The organism is Streptomyces sp. NPDC093097 (assembly GCF_044754325.1).
GTDB lineage: Bacteria > Actinomycetota > Actinomycetes > Streptomycetales > Streptomycetaceae > Streptomyces.
In genome coordinates this window covers 145,037-170,074 of sequence record NZ_JBIVOW010000015.1, presented here as the reverse complement: position 1 = coordinate 170,074, position 25,038 = coordinate 145,037, and the positions used below count along the sequence as shown (strand labels likewise).

The 25,038-nt window shown below is 71.9% G+C and carries 23 protein-coding genes and 1 pseudogene; 11 read left to right on the top strand and 13 right to left on the bottom strand.

Annotated features, from left to right (window positions below; all coding sequences use genetic code 11):
• Positions 1 to 11: 11 nt before the first annotated feature.
• Positions 12 to 590, bottom strand: coding sequence for a MarR family winged helix-turn-helix transcriptional regulator (locus tag ACIQE0_RS24930; RefSeq protein ID WP_402336067.1), 579 nt, complete (start codon positions 588 to 590; stop codon positions 12 to 14).
• Positions 591 to 883: 293 nt separating this feature from the next.
• Positions 884 to 1,309 (bottom strand): hypothetical protein, encoded by a 426-nt coding sequence (locus ACIQE0_RS24925; RefSeq protein WP_402336064.1) that lies wholly within the window; start codon positions 1,307 to 1,309, stop codon positions 884 to 886.
• A gap of 168 nt (positions 1,310 to 1,477) precedes the next feature.
• On the opposite strand from ACIQE0_RS24925, the gene ACIQE0_RS24920 reads away from it, so the two are divergent.
• From ACIQE0_RS24920 to ACIQE0_RS24910, 3 genes are all read left to right on the top strand, one after another.
• Positions 1,478 to 1,921, top strand: a complete 444-nt coding sequence (locus ACIQE0_RS24920) for an Rrf2 family transcriptional regulator (RefSeq protein ID WP_366335298.1) — start codon at positions 1,478 to 1,480, stop codon at positions 1,919 to 1,921.
• 95 nt (positions 1,922 to 2,016) lie between these two features.
• Positions 2,017 to 3,213: a globin domain-containing protein gene (locus ACIQE0_RS24915; protein ID WP_402336061.1), complete on the top strand. Its 1,197-nt coding sequence runs from the start codon at positions 2,017 to 2,019 to the stop codon at positions 3,211 to 3,213.
• A 76-nt stretch (positions 3,214 to 3,289) separates the two neighbouring features.
• Positions 3,290 to 3,718: a hypothetical protein gene (locus tag ACIQE0_RS24910; RefSeq protein ID WP_402336058.1), complete on the top strand. Its 429-nt coding sequence runs from the start codon at positions 3,290 to 3,292 to the stop codon at positions 3,716 to 3,718.
• Between the two features lie 82 nt (positions 3,719 to 3,800).
• On the opposite strand, the gene ACIQE0_RS24905 is transcribed toward ACIQE0_RS24910, so the two are convergent.
• Positions 3,801 to 4,439, bottom strand: a complete 639-nt coding sequence (locus ACIQE0_RS24905) for a DUF309 domain-containing protein (RefSeq protein ID WP_402336055.1) — start codon at positions 4,437 to 4,439, stop codon at positions 3,801 to 3,803.
• A 161-nt stretch (positions 4,440 to 4,600) separates the two neighbouring features.
• On the opposite strand from ACIQE0_RS24905, the gene ACIQE0_RS24900 reads away from it, so the two are divergent.
• Positions 4,601 to 5,923, top strand: a complete 1,323-nt coding sequence (locus ACIQE0_RS24900; protein ID WP_402336052.1) for a TrmH family RNA methyltransferase — start codon at positions 4,601 to 4,603, stop codon at positions 5,921 to 5,923.
• Positions 5,924 to 6,135: 212 nt separating this feature from the next.
• Here ACIQE0_RS24900 and lpdA read toward each other — a convergent pair whose 3' ends face one another.
• On the bottom strand, positions 6,136 to 7,536 hold the full coding sequence (lpdA, locus tag ACIQE0_RS24895; protein ID WP_402336049.1) for a dihydrolipoyl dehydrogenase: 1,401 nt from the start codon (positions 7,534 to 7,536) through the stop codon (positions 6,136 to 6,138).
• A gap of 355 nt (positions 7,537 to 7,891) precedes the next feature.
• On the opposite strand from lpdA, the gene gntA reads away from it, so the two are divergent.
• Positions 7,892 to 8,614 carry a guanitoxin biosynthesis heme-dependent pre-guanitoxin N-hydroxylase GntA gene (gene gntA, locus ACIQE0_RS24890; protein WP_402336046.1) on the top strand — a complete coding sequence of 241 codons (723 nt, stop codon included), beginning with the start codon at positions 7,892 to 7,894 and terminating at the stop codon, positions 8,612 to 8,614.
• Positions 8,615 to 8,705: 91 nt separating this feature from the next.
• On the opposite strand, the gene ACIQE0_RS24885 is transcribed toward gntA, so the two are convergent.
• The 4 genes from ACIQE0_RS24885 to hemC form a co-directional block, all read right to left on the bottom strand.
• Positions 8,706 to 11,264 (bottom strand): MFS transporter, encoded by a 2,559-nt coding sequence (locus ACIQE0_RS24885; protein ID WP_402336043.1) that lies wholly within the window; start codon positions 11,262 to 11,264, stop codon positions 8,706 to 8,708.
• A complete protein-coding gene (locus ACIQE0_RS24880; protein ID WP_366335313.1) occupies positions 11,261 to 11,815 on the bottom strand; it encodes a MarR family winged helix-turn-helix transcriptional regulator in 555 nt (184 codons plus the stop codon). Before ACIQE0_RS24880 ends, ACIQE0_RS24885 begins: the two co-directional genes overlap by 4 nt.
• A 387-nt stretch (positions 11,816 to 12,202) precedes the next feature.
• Positions 12,203 to 13,213 (bottom strand): agmatine/peptidylarginine deiminase, encoded by a 1,011-nt coding sequence (locus ACIQE0_RS24875; RefSeq protein WP_402336040.1) that lies wholly within the window; start codon positions 13,211 to 13,213, stop codon positions 12,203 to 12,205.
• A 39-nt stretch (positions 13,214 to 13,252) separates the two neighbouring features.
• Positions 13,253 to 14,188: a hydroxymethylbilane synthase gene (gene hemC, locus ACIQE0_RS24870; protein WP_402336037.1), complete on the bottom strand. Its 936-nt coding sequence runs from the start codon at positions 14,186 to 14,188 to the stop codon at positions 13,253 to 13,255.
• 155 nt (positions 14,189 to 14,343) lie between these two features.
• Here hemC and ACIQE0_RS24865 point away from each other — a divergent pair, with 155 nt between their 5' ends.
• Positions 14,344 to 15,030: a maleylpyruvate isomerase N-terminal domain-containing protein gene (locus tag ACIQE0_RS24865; RefSeq protein ID WP_402336034.1), complete on the top strand. Its 687-nt coding sequence runs from the start codon at positions 14,344 to 14,346 to the stop codon at positions 15,028 to 15,030.
• Positions 15,031 to 15,052: 22 nt separating this feature from the next.
• On the opposite strand, the gene proP is transcribed toward ACIQE0_RS24865, so the two are convergent.
• Positions 15,053 to 16,645 (bottom strand): glycine betaine/L-proline transporter ProP, encoded by a 1,593-nt coding sequence (proP, locus tag ACIQE0_RS24860; protein ID WP_402336031.1) that lies wholly within the window; start codon positions 16,643 to 16,645, stop codon positions 15,053 to 15,055.
• A gap of 233 nt (positions 16,646 to 16,878) precedes the next feature.
• On the bottom strand, positions 16,879 to 17,562 hold the full coding sequence (locus ACIQE0_RS24855; RefSeq protein WP_366335324.1) for a class F sortase: 684 nt from the start codon (positions 17,560 to 17,562) through the stop codon (positions 16,879 to 16,881).
• Positions 17,563 to 17,867: 305 nt separating this feature from the next.
• Here ACIQE0_RS24855 and ACIQE0_RS24850 point away from each other — a divergent pair, with 305 nt between their 5' ends.
• Together ACIQE0_RS24850 and ACIQE0_RS24845 are read left to right on the top strand one after the other, a co-directional pair.
• The gene (locus ACIQE0_RS24850; protein ID WP_402336028.1) at positions 17,868 to 18,650 is read left to right on the top strand and encodes a hypothetical protein; all 783 of its coding nucleotides are present in this window, start codon (positions 17,868 to 17,870) and stop codon (positions 18,648 to 18,650) included.
• A gap of 493 nt (positions 18,651 to 19,143) precedes the next feature.
• A pseudogene (locus tag ACIQE0_RS24845) lies at positions 19,144 to 19,695 on the top strand (HAD family hydrolase); the annotation flags it as partial.
• A gap of 112 nt (positions 19,696 to 19,807) precedes the next feature.
• Here the strand turns inward: ACIQE0_RS24845 and ACIQE0_RS24840 are convergent.
• Entirely contained in the window at positions 19,808 to 20,533 is a 726-nt protein-coding gene (locus ACIQE0_RS24840) for a Mut7-C RNAse domain-containing protein (protein ID WP_366335328.1), read from the bottom strand.
• A 577-nt stretch (positions 20,534 to 21,110) separates the two neighbouring features.
• Here ACIQE0_RS24840 and ACIQE0_RS24835 point away from each other — a divergent pair.
• The 3 genes from ACIQE0_RS24835 to ACIQE0_RS24825 all read left to right on the top strand — a co-directional run bounded on the left by ACIQE0_RS24835 (position 21,111) and on the right by ACIQE0_RS24825 (position 23,489).
• Entirely contained in the window at positions 21,111 to 22,298 is a 1,188-nt protein-coding gene (locus ACIQE0_RS24835; RefSeq protein ID WP_366335351.1) for a cytochrome P450, read from the top strand.
• A gap of 118 nt (positions 22,299 to 22,416) precedes the next feature.
• Positions 22,417 to 23,112: an aspartate/glutamate racemase family protein gene (locus tag ACIQE0_RS24830; protein ID WP_402336025.1), complete on the top strand. Its 696-nt coding sequence runs from the start codon at positions 22,417 to 22,419 to the stop codon at positions 23,110 to 23,112.
• A gap of 116 nt (positions 23,113 to 23,228) precedes the next feature.
• Complete coding sequence (locus tag ACIQE0_RS24825) at positions 23,229 to 23,489, top strand: hypothetical protein (protein ID WP_402336023.1); 261 nt, start codon at positions 23,229 to 23,231, stop codon at positions 23,487 to 23,489.
• A gap of 153 nt (positions 23,490 to 23,642) precedes the next feature.
• Here the strand turns inward: ACIQE0_RS24825 and ACIQE0_RS24820 are convergent, their stop codons facing one another.
• Together ACIQE0_RS24820 and ACIQE0_RS24815 are read right to left on the bottom strand one after the other, a co-directional pair.
• Entirely contained in the window at positions 23,643 to 23,873 is a 231-nt protein-coding gene (locus ACIQE0_RS24820) for a DUF6296 family protein (protein ID WP_366335334.1), read from the bottom strand.
• A 178-nt stretch (positions 23,874 to 24,051) separates the two neighbouring features.
• A complete protein-coding gene (locus tag ACIQE0_RS24815) occupies positions 24,052 to 24,918 on the bottom strand; it encodes a GNAT family N-acetyltransferase (RefSeq protein ID WP_402336018.1) in 867 nt (288 codons plus the stop codon).
• Positions 24,919 to 25,038: the final 120 nt, after the last annotated feature.

The following is a 25,038-nucleotide window of genomic DNA, read 5'->3' as shown; positions in this document are numbered from 1 at the left end:
TTAGCCCGGTGTCATCCCAGTCCGGCGCGCCCGTCCGAGCCGAGCGGGTCCTCGACCAGTCCGCCTATCCGCCGCACCTCGTCGAAGGGATCGACGGCCAGCTCGCCGGCGGCCTGGACCAGGGCCCGCAACGCCGGTACGAGACCCGCGCGTTGCTCGGCCGGCAACCGACCGACCAGCGTGCGGATCTCGGCCCGGCGATGCGCGAGGACCTGCTCCACCATCGCCCGCCCCGCCGCCGAGAGACGCAGTACGACCTCGCGGCGGCTGGCGGGATTGGTCCTGCGGTCCACCAGTCCGGCGGCCTCGAGCTTGTCGACCATGCGCATCGCGGTCGACGGGTTGACGTCCAACGTCGTTGCCAGCGCGGCGAGTTTGAGAGGTTCGCAGCTCTCCAGGACTACCAGGGCCCGCAGTTGCGGCAGGGTCACGGTGTCGTCTATCGCGGCGAGCGCGCGTGCCGACACGGCGATCACGAGGCGGGAGGCCGCCATGACGGCCACCGTCACCTCCTCGGCCACCTCGTCGAGTTCGGACCATGCGGCGGACCGGACGGACGGCTTCTGCGATGCGGCTTCGTCAATCGGCATATGCAACGTTATACCGGCCGGCTCGCCCTTCCCGGGGCGCACGGCCGAACGCCGAGGGGGCGGCGCGCGCACCCACCGGCTCTCGCCAGTCGGGTGCGCGCCCGCCCCTGCTCCCCCACCCGCCCGTCGCGTTGCGCGCGACGCATCCGCACCCCGCCCGAGAGGGACACCCGTCGTCCGCGCCGGTCACCGTGACCGGATTCCGATGCCCGGGGCGCGCCCGGTGGGCCGCATGACTGGCGCACGGCATGCCTGGCACGCGCCTGACCGGCCGCAACCCCGGCGCCGGCCGATCAGTCCGGGACGGCGGCAGCCCACGGCTCGGGGGGCGTGGTCCGGATCTGCATGCCGGGGCGGCGGCGGTGGACGGTGAGGTAGGACATCCCGCGCTCGCCCGCGGCGAGACTGCGGGCGGAGCCGTGCGGAAGCCATACGACGCTGCCCTCGGCGAGCGCCTGCGGGCCCTGCGTGGCCCCCAGGGTGCCGTCGCCGTCGACGACGAAGAGGAAGACGTCCAGGTCCGGCTCGACGTGGGTGTCGACGCGCTCCCCGGACGGGAGGTGGACGAGGTTGGCGTCGAGCTGGCGTCCCGGTTCGGCCAACCGCCACAGCGCCCCCGCCGTCGTGCCCGCGTGCGCGGTGAGCGCGCGGGCGTCGCAGAGCAGTTGCGGCGCCGGGGCGGGGTGGGGGTCGCGGGGGTCGATGTGCGCGTGGGCCATCAGTCGTCACCGTCCGATACGTGCCTGGTGCAGCGCCGCCTGCCTCGAAGCGGCTGCGGCGCCGGGCTTTCTGGTGAGTGGAGCGTAGCCGAGTCCGTGACGGACTCCACACCGCGAAGGACCCCCGGGAAATATGAATGCCACATGCGTATTTGATACCGTCACAGCGTGCGGTTGACGAAGTTCACTGATCTCGCCCTGCGTGCCGTGATGCGCCTGGCGGTCTCGGAGCAGGACGCGTCTCTGACCACTCGGGAAGTGGCGGAGGCGGTGAATGTGCCGTACACGCACATGACGAAGGCGATCAGTCGGCTGCAGCACCTCGGCGTGGTCGAGGCCCGAAGGGGACGCGGCGGCGGACTGGAACTCACCAGCCTGGGTCGACGGGCTTCCGTCGGCTGGCTGGTGCGTGAGCTGGAGGGCGAGGGCGAGGTCGTCACCTGTGAAGGCGATGCACCCTGCCCGCTGCGCGCGGCGTGCAGGCTACGCCGAGCGCTGCGCGAGGCGCAGGACGCGTTCTACGCCACGCTCGACCCGTTGACCGTGTCCGACCTGGTGACCTCACCCACCGGGCCGGTGCTCGTCAGGCTGACCACCCCTCCCCCGGGCTGATCGGCCACCCCGGATTAACCCCGCCCCCCATGGGACGAGCGATATCCGCACGCCGTTAAATTGGAAGATCGTTAGCTAATTTCAGGAGGTACTCGGTGCTCTCCCAGCAGTCCACCCCCGTCGTCCGCGCCACGCTGCCCGCCGTCGGCGCCGCCATCGGGGACATCGCCGAACTCTTCTACACCAAGCTCTTCGACGCGCACCCCGAACTGCTCAGGGACCTGTTCAACCGGGGCAACCAGGCCAACGGCGAGCAGAAGCAGGCACTGGCCGGCTCGATCGCGGCCTTCGCCGGCATGCTGCTGGAGCACCCCGACACCCGCCCGGACGCGATGCTGGGCCGGATCGCGCACAAGCACGCCTCCCTCGGCATCACCGCCGACCAGTACAAGATCGTCCACAAGCACCTGTTCGCGGCGATAGTCGAGGTCCTCGGCGACGCCGTCACCCCCGAGGTCGCCGAGGCCTGGGACGAGGTCTACTGGCTGATGGCCAACGCGCTGATCGCCATCGAGTCCGGGCTCTACCAGCAGGCGGGCACCGCCGACGGCGAGATCTGGCAGCAGATGACGATCGTCGAGCGCCGCCAGGAGACCCCCGACATCGTCTCCCTGGAGCTGCGGCGCGCCGACGGCCGCCCCTGCGGCGCCTTCCGCCCGGGCCAGTACGTGAGCGTGCAGGTCGAACTGCCGGACGGCGCCCACCAGATCCGCCAGTACAGCCTCTCGGCCGCCCCCGGCCGCCCGGAGTGGCGGATCACCGTCAAGCACGTCCGCGAGGAGGTGCGGCCCGACGGCGAGGTCTCCTCCTGGCTGCACCAGAACGCCGAGGCGGGCGATGTGCTCACCGTCTCCGCGCCGTTCGGCGACCTGACCCTGGCCGAGGACGACGGGCCGCTGCTGCTGGCGTCGGCCGGTATCGGCAGCACCCCCATGCTCGCCATGCTCAATCACCTGGCGGCCACCGGTTCCACCCGGCCGGTCACCGTGCTGCACGCCGACCGCACCCCCGCCGACCACGCCCACCGCGCCGAACTGCGGCAGCTCGTCCGGGAGTTGCCGAACGCCGCCCTCCACCTGTGGTACGAGGAGTCCAGCGACCAGGAGCCCGGCGCGTCCGCCGGCCGGGCCGACATCGGCGCCGTGGAACTGCCGGAGGGCGTCACCGCCTACCTGTGCGGCCCGCTGCCGTTCATGCGCGCCGTCCGCGGTGACCTGCTGCGCCGGGGTGTGCCGGCGCAGGACGTCCACTACGAGGTGTTCGGGCCCGACCTGTGGCTCGGCCAGCAGTAAGCGGAAGCGGAATGCGGCCATGCCGACCGGAACGGCCCGGTCGGCACCACGGAACACCGGAAGGGCAGAGCAGCCGATGAACGCCATATCAGCCGCTGTCACGGCGGCGAGCGCCTTCCTCTGGCTCGGGATGGTGCTGGGGATCTCCTTCCTGGAAGCCCGGTTGAAGTTCCGCGCCCCCGGAGTGACCGTGCCGATCGGGCTCGGCATCGGCCGCATCGTCTTCCGGGCACTCAACAGGGTCGAGATCGGCCTGGCCACCGTCGTGATCGTGGCGGTGGCCGTCGGTCACCCGACCGTGGCCATCGGTGCGGCGGCCGCCGTCACCGCACTGATCCTGGCCGTCCAACTCGCCGTGATCCGGCCGATGTTGAACCGCCGGTCCGACCGGGTCCTCGCCGGCGAGACCCTGCCGCGCTCGCGGACCCACCTGCTCTACGTGGGCTTCGAGCTGGCCAAGGTCGCAGCGCTCCTCGCGCTCGGCATCAGCGCACTCGCCGCCTGACGGCGGCGCAACCCGCCCCCGCCCCGGCCGATCGCACAGCGTTCGGCCGGGGCGGGGGCCGCTCCGTGCGCAGGCCCGGACGTCAGTGCCGCTCGCGCCCTTCCTCCCCGCCCTCGCGGCGCAGGCGCGGCACCAGGTCGCCGCCCTCGGGCACCCCGTGCCGCTCGACGTCCACGGCGCGGTCACGCGCCCATGCCACCAAGGCCGCCAGATCAAGACCGTGCGGGGCCCGGGACACATACGGCTCGACGGCATCGGCACCGCGGCGGAGCAGCCGGGCACCCCCCGTGGTGTTGCCCCGCAGGGCGTGGGTGACGCCGACGGCCATCTGGGCAAGGCCCTTCCACAGCGGCCGCTCGTCGGCGGGCGCGGACTTCCACGCGTCCTCCAGCACCTCGTGCGCATGGAACGGCATCCCCTCGGCGAACAGCCGCTGCGCCTCCGCCAGCGTCTGCGCGGGCGTGCGGATCACACCCTCGGACTGTCGGGGCACCCCCTCCTGTCCGTAGGGAAGCGGCCGCCCGAGCCCGTCGCGGGGGCGGGCGTTGCGGGCCCTGCCCTCGGCGTCGCGGTCCCGCGACCGTGCGGCGCCACCCGGCGGCGGTGCGCAGTGCGGGCACCCGGGGTCGGTGGGGCGCTCGCGGATCCGACCGCATTCCGGGCACACCTGGTGCAGCAGGCACGCCGGCCCACCGCCTTCCTCGTGCGGCACCAGGTTCATGACCCACCTCCCGTTGTTCCGACACCCACCATCATCGCCGGTCACGGACGCGTGGACGAACGAGCCGGGGAACGCCCGCACCGGGGCCCGCCGAAGCCGGACCGTGCCCGGCCCTCCACAGGCCCGGCCGTCCCGACCCCTCGCCGTGAGACCATCGCGCCGTGAACGGGACCGGAAGCAGCCGGCCGGCCACGGTCGAGGCCGGCGATACGGGACAGGTCGTGACGTCCGTCAAGGACGTCCGGGTGGCGGCAGTGCGGGCGCTGGGCAGCCGGGCGGGACGCGCGGCGGCCGGCGCATGCGTGCTGGAGGGCCGCTCGCTGATCGAGCAGGTGCTCACGGCCGGCACGCCGCTGCGGGAGGTGCTGCGCGCGCAGAGCGCGTCCGCTCCCGAGGACGAGCAGCTGGCCGGGCGGCTGCGGGACCGGGGCGTCGCCGTGCACCGGGTCCGGGACGGGGTGCTGCGACAGGTGGCCGGCTCCGGCCGCCCGGTGGCGTGGCTGGCGCTCGCGGCGCTCCCCGCCGAAGCCGAAGTGTCCGCGCCCTGGGGCGACTTCGTGCTGGTCTGCGACGGCGTCGCCGATCCGGGCAACCTGGGCACGCTTGTCCGCAGCGGACGGGCGCTCGGCATCGACGACATCGTGCTGACCGACCCCGGTACGGACATGACGTCCCGCCGGGTACTGGACTCCTCGCGCGGCACGGCGCTCACCGCCCGCATGCGACGCTTCGGCTCCCCCGCCGAGGCGGTCGCGGCGCTACGGACAGCCGGATTCCAGATCGTGGCGACCAGTCCGCACGGCCGTCACCTCCAGGCACTGGCCCCGCTGGACGGACGCCCGGTGGCCCTGGTCGTCGGAGGCGAGACGTCGGGGGTCGGCCAGGAGGTCATCGACGCGGCGGACCTGCTGGTCGCCATCCCGATGGCCGGGGCGGTGGAATCGCTCAACGTCGGTGTGGCGGCCGGCATTTCGATGTACGAACTGCGAACGAAAAGGGTGCTCTCCGTGCTGACCGAACGCATCCGCGGCAGCCTGGGCCGCGACATCACGCTCACCGGCCGCTTCATCCGGGACGCCCTCGACCGCGCCGCGCGCGAGGCCGCCGGGCTCTCCTCCGCCCAGGTCATCGCGCTGATGGTGGTCACGGCCGAACAGCACACGCCGGCGGACGAACTCCGCCGCGACCTGGGGGTGGACGCCCAGGAACTCCACGACCTCCTGGTCCCGTTGACGGAACGCGGCTGGCTCGCACACCGGGAGAACGCCTACACCCGCACCCCGGAGGGCGAGCAGGCGCTCGCGGCCCTGTGGCCCGTCCACCAGCAGGTCGAGCAGGGGCTGTTGGCGGGCCTGAGCGCCGACGAGCGGCGGACGCTTCGTGATCTGCTGGGGCGGGTGCGCACCAATGCCACCGGCCACGCGGGACTGCTCCCGCTCCAGCACCGGGATCAGGGCCGTGAAGCCGGCGGCGATGCCCTCTGAGGCGCCGCTCATCGGCAGCTTCACCAGCGGCGGGGCGCGGTCATTGCCAGCTGGTCTGTATGCCGCCACGGCGGCATAACTCGAGCGTCCGCTCGGACCGCACACGACGCCGGCCGGATCTCCGGAGCCGACGGTGAGGCCGACGTCATCGACGTGCAACGATCGTTCCCCGGCCTGGTCGTGCACCGGGTCCTGCCGGAGGTGCCCCGCGCTCACATGTTGATCATGTGCCCCGCGAGGCCGTGCACCGCTTCCTGGATCGCCTCGCTGAGGGTGGGGTGACCGTGCACGTTCCGCGCCACCTCATGGACCGTGAGGTCCCATTTCTGCGCCAGGGTCAACTCCGGGAGGAGTTCGGTGACTTCGGGCCCGATGAGGTGGGCGCCGATGATCTCGCCGTGCCGGGCGTCGCTGATGAGCTTCGCGAAGCCCGCGGTCTCGCCGATGCCGTGGGCCTTGGCGTTGGCGGTGAACGGGAACTTGGCCACCCGGACGTCGAAGCCCCGGTCGCGGGCCTGTGCCTCGGTCCAGCCGAAACTGGCGATCTGCGGCTGGCAGAACGTCACCCGCGGGATCATCACGTAGTCCAGTTCCATGGTCTCGGTCCCGCCGATGGTCTCCGCGGCCACGATGCCCATCGCCTCGGCGGCGTGGGCCAGCATCAGCTTGGCGGTGACGTCGCCGATGGCGAAGATGTGCGGCACGTTCGTCCGGCAGCGGCCGTCGATGTCGATGGCGCCGCGTTCGGTGAGCCGGACGCCGGTGTTCTCCAGCCCGTAGCCGGCGATCCGCGGCTGGAAGCCGACGGCCTGGAGGATCTGGTCGGCCTCCAGGGTCTGCCGCTGGCCGCCGGTGGTGACGGTCACGCGGACCTTCTCGCCGGAGTCGTCGATGCCCTCGACCCGGGTGGAGGGCAGGACGCTGATGCCCAACTTGCGGTAGCGGCGGGCGAGTTCCGCGGAGACCTCCTCGTCCTCCAGCGGGACGACGCGGTCGAGGAACTCCACGAGGGTGACCTCGACACCGTAGTTGTGCAGGATGTAGGCGAACTCGACGCCGATGGCGCCCGCTCCGGCGATCACGATGCTGCGCGGCAGTTCGTCGGAGAGGATCTGCTCCTCGTAGGTCACCACCCGGCGGCTCAGGGAGGTGCCGGGCAGCAGCCGGGTGACCGAGCCGGTGGCGATGATCGCGTGGCCGAAGGTGAGGGTCTCGGTCCGGCCGTCGCCCAGCGTGACGTGGAGGGTGTGCGGGTCGATGAACGTGCCCACGCCCTCGAACTGCTCGATCTTGTTCTTCTTCATCAGGAAGTTCACGCCCTTGGCGCGGCCTTCTGCCACCCGCCTGCTGCGCAGGAACGCCTCCCGGTAGTCGAAGGTGACCTGCCCGTCGACCTGGATGCCGAAGGTCTTCGCCTCGCGGCCGACGATGTGGGCGATCTCGGCGTTGCGGAGCAGTGCCTTCGAGGGGACGCAGCCGATGTTGAGGCAGACACCGCCCCAGTACTTGGCCTCGACGATCGCCGTGCGCAGGCCGAGTTGGGCGGCTCGGATGGCCGCGACGTACCCTCCGGGGCCCGCGCCCAGAACCACCACGTCGAACTGTGTGTTCATACCGGCAGCCCGCTTCCCGCGCCCGCGCCGGGCGCGCGGCGTCCCGTGGTGCGCTCGCTACGCTCGCTCATGTTCGGCAGCCTAGGCGGGGGTGGGCTGGGCCGCAGCGCGTCACGGTCCAGGCGGGGGGCGGCGATGCCGGGGTCGGCGCCGGTCGCGTCCCGGGGCCGGTGGGCACCTCTGCGGCCGGGCGCCGCACCGGCCCCCCTGCTCCGTACGAAAAACCCCTCGCGTTGAACCTTTGTCCGGTTAAATCCTTGCCACGGTGATCGATGCATCACACCGTCGATCACGACAGCCGCCGATCTTCCCGGACCGCCGCCCACCACCCACCCACCCACTCACAAGGCGCACCATGACCGAATGCCATACCGCGGTGCACCGCGCCGCACTGGAACGCTTCATACACACCCACGAGTTCAGCTGCCTGGGCGCGCGGTCGGCCCTCAAGCGCGATGCCCTCACCCACCGGCACTACGGGGAGCTGGGCGACCCGCGGTCCGCCGAGCAGAACCACCGGGATCTGCTGGCGTACGCCGCCGAGACCCGGCCGCTGCTGTCGTCCCAGAGCTTCCGCACGTTCGTGGCGACCTTCGACGGTCCCGGCGATCTCGACGAGCCCGGCTATGAGGAGGCGCTGTGGCGGCACCTCCAGCTGATGCACGACCTCGACAGTGACGAGCACGGCCTGGAGGAGGGCTACACCTCCGACCCCGGCCGGCCCGAGTTCGGTTTCCACGTGGGCGGGATGTCCTTCTTCCTGGTCGGGATGCACCCGGGCGCGTCCCGGGCCAGTCGCCGCTCCCCCGCGCCGACCGTCGCGTTCAACTCCCTGACGCAGTTCATGATGCTCGGCGAGAAGTTCTACTCGATACAGGACGCGATCCGGCGGCGCGAGGTCCGCAACAACGGTTCGGTCAACCCGAGTTTCGTGGCGTACGAGTACGAGCAGCCGGCCCGGCACTTCTCGGGGCGGTTCACGGAGAAGGACTGGACGTGTCCGTTCACCTCCCGGCACGCCGACTCCGCCACCGCGGGTGCCGCTGCCGATGACCAGGTGATCCAGCCGCAGCCGTAGCGGTCCCGATCCCTTGCAAGGTCCCCGTACGGCGAAGGGCCCGGCGACCGAAGTCGCCGGGCCCTTCCCGTGCCGCACGTGGCGGCGGGGGTCAGTTCACCGTGTCGTGGCTGAGCTCGATATCGCACTCGGCCTGGCCGGAGGCGGCCAGCCGCAGCGGGGCGGCGGCCGGCGGATAGCCGCTGGCGATCAGCGTGTAGTCGCCGCTGTCGAGGTCGGTGAAGACGTACTCGCCGTCCTGACCGCTGGTGGCGCTGCCCACGACGTTGCCCGTGGGGTCGAGCAGGGTGATCCGGGCGTCGTTGACCGCGCCTCCCTGGGCGGTGCGGACGGTGCCGCGCACCTGGGCGCCCAGTGTCAGCCGGATCTCGTACCAGTTGCGGGTGCCGGCGGCGACCTCCACCTGGAGGGCGGACGGGCGGTGGCGCTCCGCGCTGACGGCCAGGGTGTAGCTGCCCGGGGTCAGTTCGTTGAACGTGAAGCCGCCGTCCTGGCCGACCACGCCGGAGGCCACGACCTCACCGCGCACGTCGGTGGCCACGACCAGCGCACCGGGTACCGGGTCGTCGTTCTTCTCCTCGCGGACCTCACCGGACAGCCCGGCCGCGCCGCTCAGCGTCAGGTCGAAGGCGGCCGGTTCGGCGCCCACCACGACCGTCAGCGCCTGCGGCTTGCGGGCGCCTGCGGAGCCGATCAGGACGTAGGTGCCGGGGCCGGTGGTCGGCAGCGCGTAGCCGCCGTCGGTGTCGGTCGCGGTGCGGCCGAGCTGCCGGCCGCCGACGCTGATCAGGGTGACCGCGGCCTGCGGTACCGGCTGGCCGCCGCTGTCCCGCACGGTGCCGTGGATGACCGGTCCCGACACGTCCGGACCGGGGTCCGAGGCGACTGCCGCGGCGGCCGGGGCCGCCTCCGCCGGTGCCGGTGCGGCGGCCGGGGCGGCCTCCGCCGCCGGGGCCTCGCCGTTGGCCTCGGCCTCCGCCTGGGCCCGTGCCTGCAGACCGGAGATCTGCCGCAGCGGCATCTCCTTGATGAACCACATCAGGACGAAGGCCAGCGCGACGACGACCGCACCCATCAGGAAGACGGTGTGCATGGAGTCGGCGAAGCCGCGCTTGAACGGCTCGGCCAGTCGCGGGTCGAGGTGCTGGATGAACGAGGAGTCGCTCAGCACGCCCGAGGAGCCGCCCTTGCCGGGGTGCTGGAGCATGTCGAGCACCGGCTTGTTGGCCGGGTCGCGCAGCACCGCGGGGTCCTTGAGCGCCTCCTGGAACCGCGCGGTGGAGGCGGCCTTCTTGAACGCGTCGCCGATCTTGTCGCCGACGGTGGTGAAGAGCACCGACAGGAAGATCGCGGTACCTGCGGTGGCACCCATCTGCCGGAAGAAGGTGGACGAGGCGGTCGCCACACCCATGTCCTTCGGCGGGACCGCGTTCTGCACGGCCAGCACCAGGGTCTGCATGCAGCCGCCCAGGCCGAGGCCGAAGACCAGCATGTAGACCATGGTCTCCCACAGCGCGGTGTCCCACTGGACGCGGAAGTGGAAGAGCAGCATGGCGGCGATCATCAGCGCGGTGCCGATGATCGGGAAGATCTTGTAGCGGCCGGTCTTGGAGGTGATCTGGCCGGACACGATGGAGGCGATCATCATGCCCGCCATCAGCGGCAGCATCTCCAGGCCCGACTTGGTGGGGCTGGCGCCCTTCACGATCTGGAGGTACTGCGGGATCATCAGCATCCCGCCGAACATGCCCATGCCGATGAGCACGGACAGCAGGCTGGTCTTGCTGAAGGTGCCGTTGCGGAACAGCCGCATCGGGATCAGCGCGTCGTCGCCGATCCGGCGCTCGACGAGGATCCAGGCGATGATGCCGAGCACGCCGATCACGTAGCAGCTGATCGACTTCGACGAGGTCCAGCCCCACTCCCGGCCCTGCTCGGCGACGAGCAGCAGCGGGACGACGCCGATGGCGATGGTGAGCGCGCCCCACCAGTCGATGCGGTGGTTGCGCCGGGTGTGCGGGATGTTGAGGACCTTGGCGACCACGAACAGCGCGATGATGCCGATCGGCACGTTGACCAGGAAGACCCAGCGCCAGCCGGTGATGCCGAGCAGGTGGGCCTGGCCGGCCAGCGCGCCGCCGATCAGCGGACCGGCGACGCTGGAGGTGGCGAACGTACCGAGCATGTAGCCCTGGTACCGGGCGCGTTCCCGGGGCGGGACGATGTCACCGATGATCGCCAGCGCCAGCGACATCAGACCGCCGGCGCCCAGGCCCTGGACGGCGCGGAACGCGGCGAGTTCGGTCATCGAGGTGGAGAAGGTGCAGAGCACCGAGCCCGCCACGAAGATGCTGATCGCGGCCAGGTAGTAGGGCTTGCGGCCGTGGAGGTCGGACAGCTTGCCGTACAGCGGTGTGGCGATCGTCGAGGTGATCAGGTAGGCGGTGGTCGCCCAGGCCTGCTGGCTCAGGCCGTGCAGATCGTCGGCGATGGTCCGGATGGACGTGCTGACGATGGTCTGGTCGAGCGCGGCAAGGAACATCCCCAGCATCAGACCGCTGAGGATGGTGAGGATCTGGCGGTGGGTGAGAACCCCCGCCCCCGGTATCGCCTTGGCTTGCGCCCCTGGCGGAGAGGTGGCTGTGCTCATCTACGTATCTCTCCCTGCTCCACGGCGGTGCCCTGGTCTCCCCCGGAGCACGGTCGTGAGTGTTGACGTTCTGCCAGGTCGTGGTTGAGCCGGCTCATCAGCCGGATCAGGTCGGCCCGGTCCTGCGGCGACCAGGATTCGAGGATCCCGGCCAGCTCGGCGTCCCGCTGACGCCGGTAGTCCTCGAAGCGGGCCCGGCCCGCCTCGGTGGCGGTCAGCAGCGAGCCGCGCCGGTCCTCCGGGTCGGGGCGACGGGCGACCAGATCGCGCTCGACCAGCGAGCGCACCTGCCTGCTGACGGTGGAAAGGTCCAGGAAGGCGTCGGCGGCCAGGTCGGTTGCCCGCTGGTCGCCGCCGCAGACTAGTCTGGCCAGCAGGACCCGGTCGGCGGCGCCGGCGTCGTGCTTGACCCGCTGCTTCCAGGCGGCGATCAGCCGGGTGAAACGGACCATCACCGTCCCCAGCCCCTCGGCCGCCTCGTCCAGGCTCGAAGCGGCGGTGATCTCAGAGACCTCCGCCCCGTCGGAGGCATGGGCCGTGCTGTTGCTCATCGTCGTGATCCTTCGCACCGAATGCGTGCATGCGTGAAAACGCGATCCAGGTGATCCACTGGATACATTGCTTGTATCCAGCAAGCTTAGCGGGTGCGAGGGGGTGCTCCCGACCAAATGCCGGTCTCTCGCGGCACTTTGTGGCGCCGGAGCGTCAAATGAGCGCCCCCGACACCACCATCACTCCCCCCGGAAGAAGTTCGAGCGGGATGGTAGATATGCCGGACATGCACCATTTGCCTCGTACGGAAGGGAGAACCCATGTCGTCGAAGCGTCGCCGCAAGAAGAAGTCACGCCGCAACCACCCGGCCAATCACGGCAAGCGCCCGCAGTCCTGAACGGGTCCGCGGCCGGGGCCGGTCCGGCGCCGACCCGTCGGACCGGCCCTAACCGGTGCGGGAGACCCCCGGCAACTGCTGGGTGACGCAGTGGACCCCGCCGCCGCCGAAGGCGAGCGCCGGGGCCGGCACGCCGACCACCCGGCGGCCGGGCAGGACGGCGGCGAGCACCTCGAGCGCCTCCCGGTCCCGGTCGCCGCCGCCGACCGGGACCACCGCCCCGCCGTTGGCGAGGTAGAAGTTGAGGTATCCGATCTCGACGCCCCCGCCCTCGACCGTGCCGTACGCGGTCTGCGGCAGTTCGACGATCTCCAGCCCCCGGCCCCGGGCGTCGGTGGCCGCCTCCAGGACCGCGCGGTTGGCCCGCATCCGGGCGTGATCGGGATGCCGCTCGTCAGCGGGTGCGAAGGCGACGACCTTCCCCGGAGCCACGAAGGCGCAGACCCTGTCCACGTGGCCGTCGGTCGCGGTGTCCGCCAGCCCGCCGTAGGGCAGCCAGATCACCTTGCCGATCCCCAGGCGCCGGCCGAGTTCGGCCTCGATGTCCGCACGCCCCATCCCCGGGTTGCGGTTGGGGTTCAGCAGACACTGCTCGGTGGTGATCAGCGTGCCCTCGCCGTCGACGGTGATCGCCCCGCCCTCCAGCACCATCTCGGAGTGCACCCGGTCGATGCGCAACCGGTCCAGCAGCCGCGCGGCCAACCTGTCGTCGTCATCCCAGGGGCGGTGCTTGCCGCCCCAGGCGTTGAAGCGGAAGTCGACGCCGACCCGCCGGCCGTCCTCGGTGAACGCGAAGAGCGGCCCCGAGTCCCGCAGCCAGGAGTCGTCCAGCGGCAGCTCGACGACCTCGATGCCCGCGCCGCACTGCGCACGGGCCGGTGCGCCCTGCCCCGGCGCGGCGATCATCAGCACCGGTTCGAACGCGGAGACCGCCCGGGCCACCTCGGCGTACTCCCGCCGAGCGGCCGCGAAGGCCGCTCCCCACCGGGATTCCCGGCTCGGCCAGGCCATCAGACAGGTCTCGTGCTCAGCCCACTCGGCGGGCATCCGAGGACGCATGAACCGCACTCCCTGCTCGCGTGCGGGTGCTCGACGGGATCAGTGCGCGATGCCGTCGATCAGCTCGCGGGCGCCCTGGCGCAGCAGCGCCACGGCGACGGACGTCCCCAGTGTCTCAGGGGTGAGCGGGCCGGCCCACTCGTGTGCATGCAGCACGGTCTTGCCGTCGGGCGTGAAGACGCTGGCCCGCAGCGAGAGCTCCCCGCGGCGGTCGGTGCTCGCGAACCCGGCGATCGGGCTGTTGCAGTGGCCCTGCAGGACGTGCAGCAGCATCCGCTCCGCGAGGGTCTCCCGGTGCGTCGCCGGGTCGCCGAGGCCGCTCACCGCGTCGATGGTGTCGGCGTCGTCCTCCCGGCACTGGAGCGCCAGCACGCCCGCGCCGATCGGCGGGCACATGAGGTCCACCGGCAGGATCTCGGTGACGGTGTCGGTGCGTCCGATCCGCTCCAGACCGGAGAGCGCCAGCAGCAGGGCGTCGGCCTCTCCTGCGGCCAGCTTCTCCATGCGGCGGTTGGCGTTGCCGCGCATCGGCACGCACTCCAGGTGCGGGTGCGAGGCGGCGAGCTGGGCGATCCGACGCACCGACGACGTACCGATACGGGTGCCGGCGGGCAGCTCGTCGAGGCAGAGGCCGCCCGGGTGGATCAGGGCGTCACGGACGTCGTCCCGCTTGAGGAAGGCGGCGAACGTCGTGCCGACGGGCAGCGGACGGTCACCGGGGATGTCCTTGACGCAGTGCACCGCGAGGTCCGCCGCGCCGGCCAGGAGGGCGGCGTCGACCTCCTTGGTGAACGCGCCCTTGCCCTCCACCTGGGAGAGCGACCCCAGCCACCGGTCTCCGGTCGTCTTGACGGGGACGACCTCCGTGATGATGCCGGGGTGCAGCGCGGCCAGTGCGGCGCGGACACGCTCCACCTGGGCCAGAGCCATCGGCGAGTCTCGGGACACGATACGCATCAGTTCTGGGGCGGACATGGCGCTGATGATAGTCCGTCAAATACGGACAGTTACCGACAGCGCGTCGGAGTTCGCGTGCGTCATGCCACCACCGCTCCGGTATGCGGACGACCGGCCCGCGCCCCGTCGTTCGGGCCTCCCCCGGTCCCCGGCCCGCGCGGTACCGTCCAGGCATGTCCCGATCAAGCAGCAGCCCGGCCGACGCGACGCACCGGCCCTCGCCCGCCACCCCAGGTCCCGTGACCGCCGACGATCTCGCCCGCGCCGTAGGGCTCGCGGTGGACCTCCTGCACACCGCGCCCGCCTCGGCGTGGGACGGCGGACGGGCCGGGTCGCTGGAGTGGGACTGCTGGGAGACCGTCGAACACCTCAGTGACGACCTCTTCGCCTACGCCGTCCAACTGGGGCCACGCACACCGCCGTTGGACCGCGAGGTGCCTTTCGTCTGGCAGGCCCGCCGCCCCGGTGGTCCGGCGAACGCGGTGCACGCCGACCGCGCGGCCGGGCCCGCCGGTCTCCTGCAGACCCTGGAGGCATGCGGCGCGCTGCTGGTGGCCATGGTGCGGACCACGCCGCCGCAGGCACGCGCCCACCATGTGTTCGGGGTGTCGGACCCGGAGGGGTTCGCGGCGATGGGGATCGTCGAGACGGTGGTCCACACCCACGATCTGGCCGCGGGGCTGGGGCTCGACTGGGAGCCGCCGGCCGAGGTGTGCGCGCGGGTGCTGGCCCGGTTGTTCCCGGACGTCCTGGTGGGGGCGGACCCCTGGTCGACGCTGCTGTGGGCCACCGGACGGCTCGCGCTGCCCGGGCGTCCGCGCCGTACGACATGGTGTTGGGACGGCACCGTCCGGTCGTAGCGGCCCGGTGGCGGGAGCCTGGTCAGGGCCGGGCCCAGGGGTGCCGCAGGCGGATCCAGACGTCCCGGGCCCGGCGCCCGGACTCGGTGCGGCTGTGGGCGACCAGTTTCCGGGCCTGTTCGGTGGTCTCCACCATCGGTCCGGAGCCCCGCAGCGGCTTGCCCGCCGTCTCGTGCAGGAACAGCGTCGCGACGAAGCCGACCACGCCGGCACCCATCAGGTAGTACGCGGGGACCATGTGGTTCCCGGTCAGCTGCACCAGCCCGGAGGCGAAGAGCGGCGTGGTGCCGCCGAAGAGCGATACGGAGATGTTGTAGGCGATGGACAGTGCGCCGTACCGCAGTCGGGTCGGGAAGAGCGCGGGGAGCGTGGCGGCGGAGGTGCCGGCGAAGCAGACCAGGAGCAGGCCGAGGATCAGGCAGCCGAGGGCGGGCAGCAGGATGCCGCCGGCCCGGATGAGGAGGAACGCGGGGGCGGCCAGGGCGATCAGGGCGATGCTGCCGGCCATGAAGACGGGGCGGCGGCCCCAGCGGTCGGAGGTGCGGCCGACGGTGGTGATGGTCAGCGCCACCACGATCATGGTGCCCAGGATCAGCAGCTGCGCGGTGAGCGGGTCCTCGCCGAGCGTCTCGCTCATGAAGGTCGGCAGGTAGGACGTCACCATGTAGCTGGTGACGTTGTAGAGCAGCACCAGGCCCATGCAGATCAGCACGGCCTGCCAGTGCCGGGTGAAGATCTCCTTCAGCCTGCCGTGTCCGGACTGGCGGGCGACCTCCACCGGGTCCTCGCCGCCCGCGGCGCGGACCGCCTCCGCCTCCTGGTGGGCCTGTTCGGCCTCGCGCTGGAAGGCCGGGGTCTCCTCCAGCCGCATCCGCATGTACAGGCCGATCAGTCCGATCGGTCCGGCGACGAGGAACGGCAGCCGCCATCCCCAGGACACCAGTCCGTCCTCGCCGAGTACCGCGGTGAGGACGGTGACCAGGCCGGAGCCGAGCGAGTAGCCGACGAAGGTGCCGAAGTCGAGCCAGCTGCCGAGGAATCCGCGTCGTTTGTCGGGGGCGTATTCGGCGATGTAGGTGGTGGCTCCGGCGTATTCGCCGCCGGTGGAGAATCCCTGGACCAGTCGGCAGATCAGCAGCAGGATCGGCGCGGCGAAGCCGACGGCGTGGTAGCCGGGCAGGAAGCCGATGGCGAAGGTGCTGGCCGCCATCATGATCATGGTGGCGGCCAGTACCCGCTGGCGGCCGATGCGGTCGCCGAGCGGTCCGAAGACCAGGCCGCCCAGGGGGCGCACGACGAATGCCGCGGCGAACGTCGCGAACGACGCGACGACCTGCGCGCCGGGCGAACTGGCCGGGAAGAACACCTTTCCCAAGGTGCCCGCCAGGTAGGCGTAGACGCCGAAGTCGAACCATTCCATCGTGTTGCCGAGCGCGGCCGCCGAAACCGCCCGGCGCACCGCCGGCCGGTCGGTGATCATCACGTCCGCGGCACGCAGCGGCTTCTTGCGCCGGCGCAGCGCGATGCGCAGAAGGCGGTCGGTGGCGGCGCTGCCACCGCCGGCCGCTTTCCGAGCCGGGCGCCGGCCGGGCGGCTTCCCACGCCCGGCGCTCATCTCACACCGTCAGGGAGCGGAATGCGGTGCCTGCTGTTCGGCATGGTGTCCTTGTCCGTTCCGTGGCGTGAGCGGCCCGGGGCCCCGCGTCGAACGGTGCCCTTCCCCTGCGTGCCGTCGCGAAGGCGTCCGGAAAACGGGGGCCCGGGCCGGCGTTCGGCCGACCCGGGCCCCGGTACCCGGCTCCCTCAGACACTTGCGGCGCGCCGCACCGCGCGGGGACTCGACGCGTCCTAGACGTGCTTCGACGAGACGAGATGGGCGAAGACCACCACGTTGGCCGTGTAGTCCTTGGCCTTCCGGTCGTAGGAGCCGCCGCAGGTGATCAGGCGGAGTTGGGCGTCCGGAGTGTCGGCGTAGACCCGGTCGTTGGGGAAGTTCGCCTTGCTGAAGGTCTCCACGGAGTCGATCTTGAACGTGGCGATGATGCCGTCCTCGCGAGTGATCTCGACGGTGCTCCCCGGCCTGAGGGTCTCCAGTTGGAGGAACACCGCCGGGCCGGTCTTGGTGTCCACGTGCCCCGCGACGATCGCGGCGCCGCGCTCCCCCGGTGCGGCACCGTCCTGGTACCAGCCGACGAGGTTGGTGTCGGCGGCCGGGGGCGCGTTGAGCTGCCCGGTGGGGCCGAGGGTGAGCCGGGTGAAGGGCGCGTCCACGGCGATCTCCGGGATCGTCAGCCGCTTCGGGGCGGAGCGGGCCAACGCCAGATCGGAGATCGGCCGGTGGGCCTGCTGGCCGGCGGAGAAAGAGGACAGCGGTTTGGCGTCCGCCGAGGTGTCCACGGAGTTGTAGACGAGGAAGGAACCCAGCAGAAACGCTCCCGCGGCCCAGATCAGGCCGCGTCCCACGGAGCGGGGTACGGCTTTCTCGGGCGAGTCGGAACTCGGATTCGGCTGGGGCGACTGCTGGGTTGTCATGAGGGGCCCTTTCGTGAGCGGGCGGGGCGAGGTGCAAAGGGCGGGCGACGTCGCCGCCCGGCACGCGGGTCGGTGCCGGGCGCGCGGCGCCGGTGGGGTGGACCCGCAATCGCCGCGGCCACCGTCCCACGAGGACGGTGGCCGCGACTGCACATCGACCTCCGGAGGGGGCAGCCTTATCAGGCCGCGGTGCCCGACGTGTTGCGGCGACGCAGCATGTAGGCGCCGGCGCCCAGACCACCGAGCATCAGGACGGAGCCGGCGGCCAGACCGCTGCCGGACATGGCCATCCCGCCGCCACCGGTGTGGACGCCACCGCTCGGACGACGACCCCAGCCGCCGTCACCACGGCCGCCGCCGTCACGACCACCACGGTCGCCGCCACGGCCGCCGCCGTCACGACCGCCGCCGTCACGGCCGCCACGACCACCGCGGTCACCGCCACGGTCGCCGCCGCGGTCGCCACCGCGGTCACGACCACCGCGGTCGCCGCCACGGTCGCCGCCGCGGTCGCCACCGCGGTCACGTCCGCCACGGCCGCCGCCGTCACGACCGCCACGACCGCCACGACCGCCGTCGTCGTCGCCGTAGCCGCTTCCCCAGTCACCGATCACGTGCATGGCCAGGGCGCCACCACCGGTGTGCACGCCGCCGTGCGGGCTGCGGTGGTGACCGTGGCCGTGGCCGCGGTCCCAGTCACGACCCCAGTCACGGCCGCCGCCGTCACGGCCGCCACGACCGCCGCGGTCGCCGCCGCGGTCGCCGCCGCCTTCACGGCCGCCACGACCACCACGGTCGCCGCCACGGTCGCCACCGCGGTCACGACCACCGCGGTCGCCGCCACGGTCGCCGCCGCGGTCACGGCCGCCACGGCCGCCACGGCCGCCGCCGTCACGGTCGCCACGGCCGTGGTCGTTGTCGTTGCCGCTGACGGAGGTGGCGCTGCCCGAGGTGAAGTCCTCGACCAGCCCCAGGGCGCTCGCGCCGGGGGCAGAGATGGTGAGTGCCGCTGTGATGGCGGCAGATGCGAACAGAGTGCGGGCAGTGCGCATGGAGACTGTTCCTTTCGGCGCGACTGCGAAGGCTGACACTTCGTCGGCACATCGGATCGCAGTAGCGACGTGATCACCGTCAGTCGGAATCCGGCTCGGCACCACCGGAGAACGCCGCATTCGAGGGACGACATCGGCTCTTCGGGTGGCGGAGGGCGGCGTATTCACCCGTTGGACGGCGCGGGGCTCCGGCGTGTCGTCATCACGTTGGACTACGGGCGCGCTAAAGGGGGCTCAGCGCGAGCCGCACCGGGGGCGATGACCACCGTGGGCGACTGCGCGCTGACGGAGAGTCCGGAATCCAGGCACGGCCCGTCGCCCGGCGAACGACGGGGCGTTTCCCAGGCACCGCATCGACAGACACCGCCGGGGCGATGACCGGACATCGACGGGGAGGCCACCGGCGACTCGCCCGGCTGCCTGGCGCATTCCACGGCGTGGCGTCTGCGATGACGTAGCGTCAATCGGTTGTCCTCGCCGTGGAGTCCAGAAGGAGTCGGGCGGGCGACGGACCAGACGGCGGGGCGGCATGGGACGAGGGGGCCGGCGGATGAACATCGGAGGTCCGGGCGCGCCCGCGATCCTCATCGACGTGGGCGCGGTGCCCTCGCCGGATCACCTGCCGGCGGACGCAGCCGAGCGGGGCGGCCGACTCGGCATCTCCCAACACGCCTTCCTGGCCGCGCTGTTCGACGGGAACGACGACCGGGTGCTGATCGGCCGGACCGGTCAGGAGGACTGGTGGGACAGCGTCCGGCGGCGGCTGGGCGCCGACCGCGGGCTGAGCGCCGAGATCCGACGGGATCTGGCCTGCCGTCAGCGTGGGGACGCCGACCTGATGGCCGGGCTGCGGGCGGTGCGCGGCCGGGCCAGGACCGTGCTGGTGGGCAATGCCTGGCCCGAGGCGCATGCCGCGCTCGCCCGCGCCGGAGTGCTGGGCATGGTCGACGGCGCCGTGCTGTCCTGCGAGGTCGTCTGCGCCAAGCCCGACCCCGGCAGCTACGCCGTCGCACCGCGGCGGGCGGGCGTGACGGACCCGGCGCGCGCCCTGTTCGTCGACGACACCGCAGGTCATGCGGATGCCGCGCGGGCGCCGGGAAGGACCGGGCAGCCGCACACCGACGCCGGTGGCACGCTCGCCCGGGTCGCGGAATTCGTGCGGGGGCCGGGGCTCGGGTGCGGGCGGTCGCGGTTCAGCCGGTGCCGGCCCGCAGCGCCTCCTGGACGATCGCCTCCAGGCGGGCGTGATGGGCCCCGCGCCAGTAGACCCGTCCGCACGAGGTGCACTGGGCGAAGACGTCGTAGGTGCGCTGCGTGCCGTGCTGGAGCTGCTCCTGGACCGCGTCCTTGTCGGCGGCGGTCAGGCGGCCGTTGCACGCGGTGCAGCGCGTCCAGGGGTCCAGTGCGGGGGCGAACCGGCCGAGGACGTCGCGGAGTTGGTCGTCCGGCCGGTCACTGTAGATGTAGGCGCCGGCCCAGATCTCGCGCCGCTGGAGCAGTCCGCGGTCCCGGGAGAGCAGCACCCGCTGCTCCTTCGCGGAGAGTGCGGCCAGTGCCGCGTCGCCCGGGTCCTCGTTGGTGTACGCCGCGTCGACGCCCAGCAGCCGCAGCCGGCGGGCCAGGGTGCCGAGGTGCACGTCGAGCAGGAACCGCAGGGGTGCGCCGGGGACGTGCTGCGGCCGCGCGACGGCGTGCACCGCGAGGTGCTCGCCCTGCCGCGGGATGTGGGAGACGGAGGCCTCCGCACCGTCCACGACCAGTCGCCCGACCTCGGTCAGCGGGACGCCCAGCGACTCGACGATATGGCCGAGCGTCGAGGCGCCGTCGGTCACCAGGGGCGTCCAGCCGGCGCTGCGTTCCGCTCCGACGAAAAGGTGGAGTTCAGGGGCGAAACTGAGGGCGATCTCGGGTCCGTTCACGTCGCACAGCATGGCATCGGGCGGGCCGTTGCCTCCACTGGATTCCCCTGTGGCGACGACAGGGAGCGGGCCTGCCTGGTGTGGTGTGCGGTCCGCGAGCGCCGCGTGCGGACCGTAGCGGTCCTGTCTGCGGACCGTGCGCGGTGGGACGGGGCCGGTCCGATCGCCGCCGTGGCCCGGCCCACGTCCGCGACCTCGGCGCCGGGCCTGCTGCTCGGCCGTTCGTCGCAGGTCGCCCGCGGCCACCGCCGGCCGCGGGATCTGCACCCCCCGACTACTCCGCTGCACTGCGGTGGGAGGACGTCGCCCTCCGCAGCTCCTCCGCGGGAACGACGACCCCGGTCAGCCCGTCTGCATACGGTGAGCAGTGCAGCCGGATCTCAGGGTGCAGCGCCGAAGCGCGTCTTGTTGGACGGACGAAACACCTCGTAAGTCGAGAGAGGCAGGACAGTACGTGCCGGAGAATCCGCAGGTCCCGCAGCCCGCTCAGACCTCCCAGGCATCAGAGGTCTTCGAGATACCCGCGTCGCCGCGGTCTCCGGCGGCCGACCAGGCAGACGATGCCCGGACGTTCCCGGTGATCGACCTGGCCTCCTACGGCGAGGACTTCGTCACCAACCCCTATCCGTACTACGCCAAGCTGCGCGCCCAGGGTCCCGTTCACCGCGTGCGCACCCCGTTCGACCAGGAGGCGTGGCTGATCGTCGGCCATGAGGCGGTCCGGTCCGCGCTCGCCGACCCGCGCCTGGGCAAGGACCGGCACAAGTCCGACCTGCAACGGGTGATCGACGACGAGGACCCGCTGCTCACCAACATGCTGGATGTGGACCCGCCGCATCACACGCGACTGCGGAAGCTGGTGGCGAAGGAGTTCACCGCCCGCCGCGTCGAGGCGCTCCGCCCCCGCGTGCAGCACGTCACCGACGCGCTCCTCGACGCGATGCTGGCCGCGCCGGACCACCGGGCCGACCTCATCGAGGCGCTGGCCTTCCCGCTGCCGATGACCGTCATCTGCGAGCTGCTGGGTGTGCCGTCCATCGACCGCGACGCCTTCCGCACCTGGTCCCAGGAAATCGTCTCGCCGACCAGTGCGGAAGCGGCGCAGGACGCCTTCGGGACGATGGCCGGGTACCTCACCGACCTCATCGAGCACCAGCGCCGCGAATCCGCCGACGGGCTGCTCAGCGCACTGATCCGGACCAGCGACGAGGACGGCGACCGGCTCTCCCACGAGGAGCTGATCGGTACGGCCTTCCTCCTCCTGGTCGCCGGTCACGAGACCACGGTCAACCTCATCTCCAACGGCGTCCGGGCCCTCCTTGAGCATCCCGCCCAACTTGCCGCCCTACGGGCCGACGGCGGTCTGCTGGACAACGCCGTGGAGGAGATGCTGCGGTACGACGGCCCGGTGGAGACCGCCACCTGGCGGTTCGCCGACGAGCCGGTGGAGATCGGCGGCACCCTGATCCCCGCCGGCTCCGCCGTCCTGATCTCCCTCGCCTCGGCCTCGCGGGACCCCCAACGGTTCGACGACGCCGACGACTTCGACATCACCCGCGACCCGCGCGGGCACGTCGCCTTCGGCCATGGCATCCACTTCTGCCTCGGCGCGCCGCTGGCCCGTATGGAGGGCCGGATCGCCCTCCGCTCCCTCCTGGACCGCTGCCCGGACCTCGCCCTGGACACCTCGGTGGACGCTCCGACCTGGCGCCCCGGGCTCCTCATGCGCGGGATGCACCACCTTCCGATCCGCTGGGGGCTGTGACCTTCCCCTCGGCTGGAGTCGGTCCCCCGTCGGCCGACCGCATGGCACGCCATGTGGTCGGCCGGTCCGGCGATAGGGCGGTGCGGGGACCGTCACCGCTGTGTGCGAGAGTGTGCCGATGAAGACCATAGGGTTGATCGGCGGCATGAGTTGGGAGTCCACGGCGGAGTACTACCGCCTGCTGAACGAGCTGGCGCGGGAGCGGCTGGGCGGACTGCACTCGGCCAAGTGCGTGCTCTATTCCGTGGACTTCGCGGAGATCGAACGCCTCCAGGTCGAGGGGCGCTGGGACGAGGCCGGCGACGTCCTGGCCGAGGCCGCCCGGGCGTTGGAAGCGGCCGGCGCCGATCTGTTGCTGATCTGCACCAACACCATGCACAAGGTCGCCGACCGGGTGTCGTCCGCGGTCGGCGTCCCCCTCCTGCACCTCGCCGACACCACGGCGGAAGCCGTGCGCGGCAAGGGACTTCGCCGTATCGGGCTGCTGGGCACCGCGTTCACCATGGAGCAGGACTTCTACCGTGCTCGTCTGGCGGGCCACGGCCTTGATGTGCTGGTTCCGGAGGCCGCCGGGCGCGAGACCGTCCACCGCGTGATCTATGAGGAGCTGTGCGTGGGCCTCGTCAAGGAGGAGTCCCGCGATGCGTTCGTCGCCGTCATCGACGACCTGATCGCCGCCGGGGCCGAGGGCATCGTGCTCGGTTGCACCGAGATCGAGCTGCTCATCGGCCCGCAGGACAGCCCGGTGCCCGTTTTTCCCACGACCCGGCTGCACGCCGAGGCCGCGCTCGCCCACGCGCTGTCCGCGCCCTGACCCCGGCTCCTCTCCGGCGGGGCTCTCCCACGAACCTCTCCTCGCGCTTCCTGCTGTCGCGTTCGGTTCCGTCTCTGTGGCCCCAGGGGTGACGTTACGGCAGGTACGCTGACATGGTGTCTCAGAACGAGTTAGAACGCCTGGCCAGAATCCGGATACAGATCACCGGAGAAACCCTCGAACGCGCCCTGGCCGTTCTCCGCGGAGACACCGCCGAGGCCGACATCCGCCCCCGCCTGCGGGTCGTCCCCGATCCCGAGCCGTCGCCCGATGTCGAGCCCGTACCCGAAGGCACCGCTCCCCCCGCCCCCGACGCGGACGCCGAGCCCGCGCGCCAGGCCCCGGCTCCCCGGCGCCCGCACCTGCGCAGCGTCTGACGCGGACCGTTCCGCGCCGACGCCTTGCCCGTCGAGCGGGTGGCGTTCCAGGCTCTCTCGATGTGCCCGGCGATCCCGGGGCTCCACCGTCACGCAACGTCGCGTAACCAGGCTTCGTCCCACCGCCGCGTCATGGGCTCCCGCGTCTTGGCGTCACGGGCTCAGCCGTCGGGCCAGCAGCGGTGTCCGGGGGGCCTGGTGCCCTCCACTGGCCACCATGCGGACCTCGCCCCGGTCGCTGATCTCCGCGCGTACGATCCCCGACTCGTCCTCGTAGATCGGATACCCGCCCGCTCCCGCCCGGTCGGTACGCCGGACGATCACTACGTCGTCCTCCACCGCGGGGGCCTGAAATACCAGCTCATAGCGTTCCGGGTAATCCATCGGGGCCTCCCGATCCTGCTCTGCGGGTACTGCCACGCTCACGATGCCGCCCCCGTCGCTGCCGCATGACGCAGCAACCCCGGCCCTTCCATCGTCGCCCACGCCGACGCGCCGCGCCTCACCACCACGGCATGCGTCATACGGCATGCGCTTCGCCATTCAACATTCGAGAGTCGACTCAGGCGTCCCGGCATTGATCCCGGACCTCGGGGCGCTGCTGGAAGCCTGCTGACCTGTAGGTGGCGACAGCGCCGATATGGGAGCCCGGGGTGCAGACGATCGCGCTCGACGAGCCCAGCCTCCGAAGTGCGGCCGCCGCGGCGACGGTGATCGCCCTGCCGTAGCCGTGACCGCGATGTTCCCGGTGCACGCCCATCGGTTCGAGCAGCCCGGGCTTCCCCGGACCGGCCGACCACACCGTCACCGCCGCCACCGCGTTGCCCCGGTCGTCGTACGCGACCAGGCACCGGGCGTCGGCGTACGGCAGTCCGGCCGCCATCGCGTGCCAGTGCTCGTCCGTGAACGTCGATCCCTCGAAGGCCGCCCGCTGTACGATGGCCCGCACATGCGCCTGATCCGGCCCGATCACCTTGATCCGCACGCCTGGGTCCCGCACCGGCTCCGTGAGGTCGCGGCGCAGCGGCGTCCATGGTTCACCGGCCTTCCAGCCGTCCTCGAAGAGCAGATCGTGGACCAGTGCGCCCCTGGGTGCCTCGACGGTCGCCTTTCCTTCGGGCAGCACTCCGCGCTCCGTCTCGGTCAGGTCCTCTCTCAGCTGCTGCGCCAGTTCCTCGTCCCGCTGGGCGTCCGGTGCGATCGTCAGCCGCAACAGCCCGGGACCGTCCAGCAGCCCGACGGCGAGGATCCGTCCGTCCCGGCTCCAGGTCCGGACCGCCGCGGCCGTCGCCTCTGCACCGAACCGCCAGAACCAGCCCAGGTCCCCCGCGTGCAGCTGCATCGGCGCCCCGTCGTTCTGCCACTCCCGCAGCACGCCCACGGTCTCGCTCAACCCGTCGGCCTTCGGCTTGCCCAACACCATCGCCATACCCCGATCACACACCACGGCGCCGGCAGTCCGCACCCGGTTTCCGGTCGGCCGGCGCGGTGTGGTGTGGTGCGGTGCGGTGCGGTTCAAGACTCGGGAAGGCAGCCGGTGTTCGAAGGG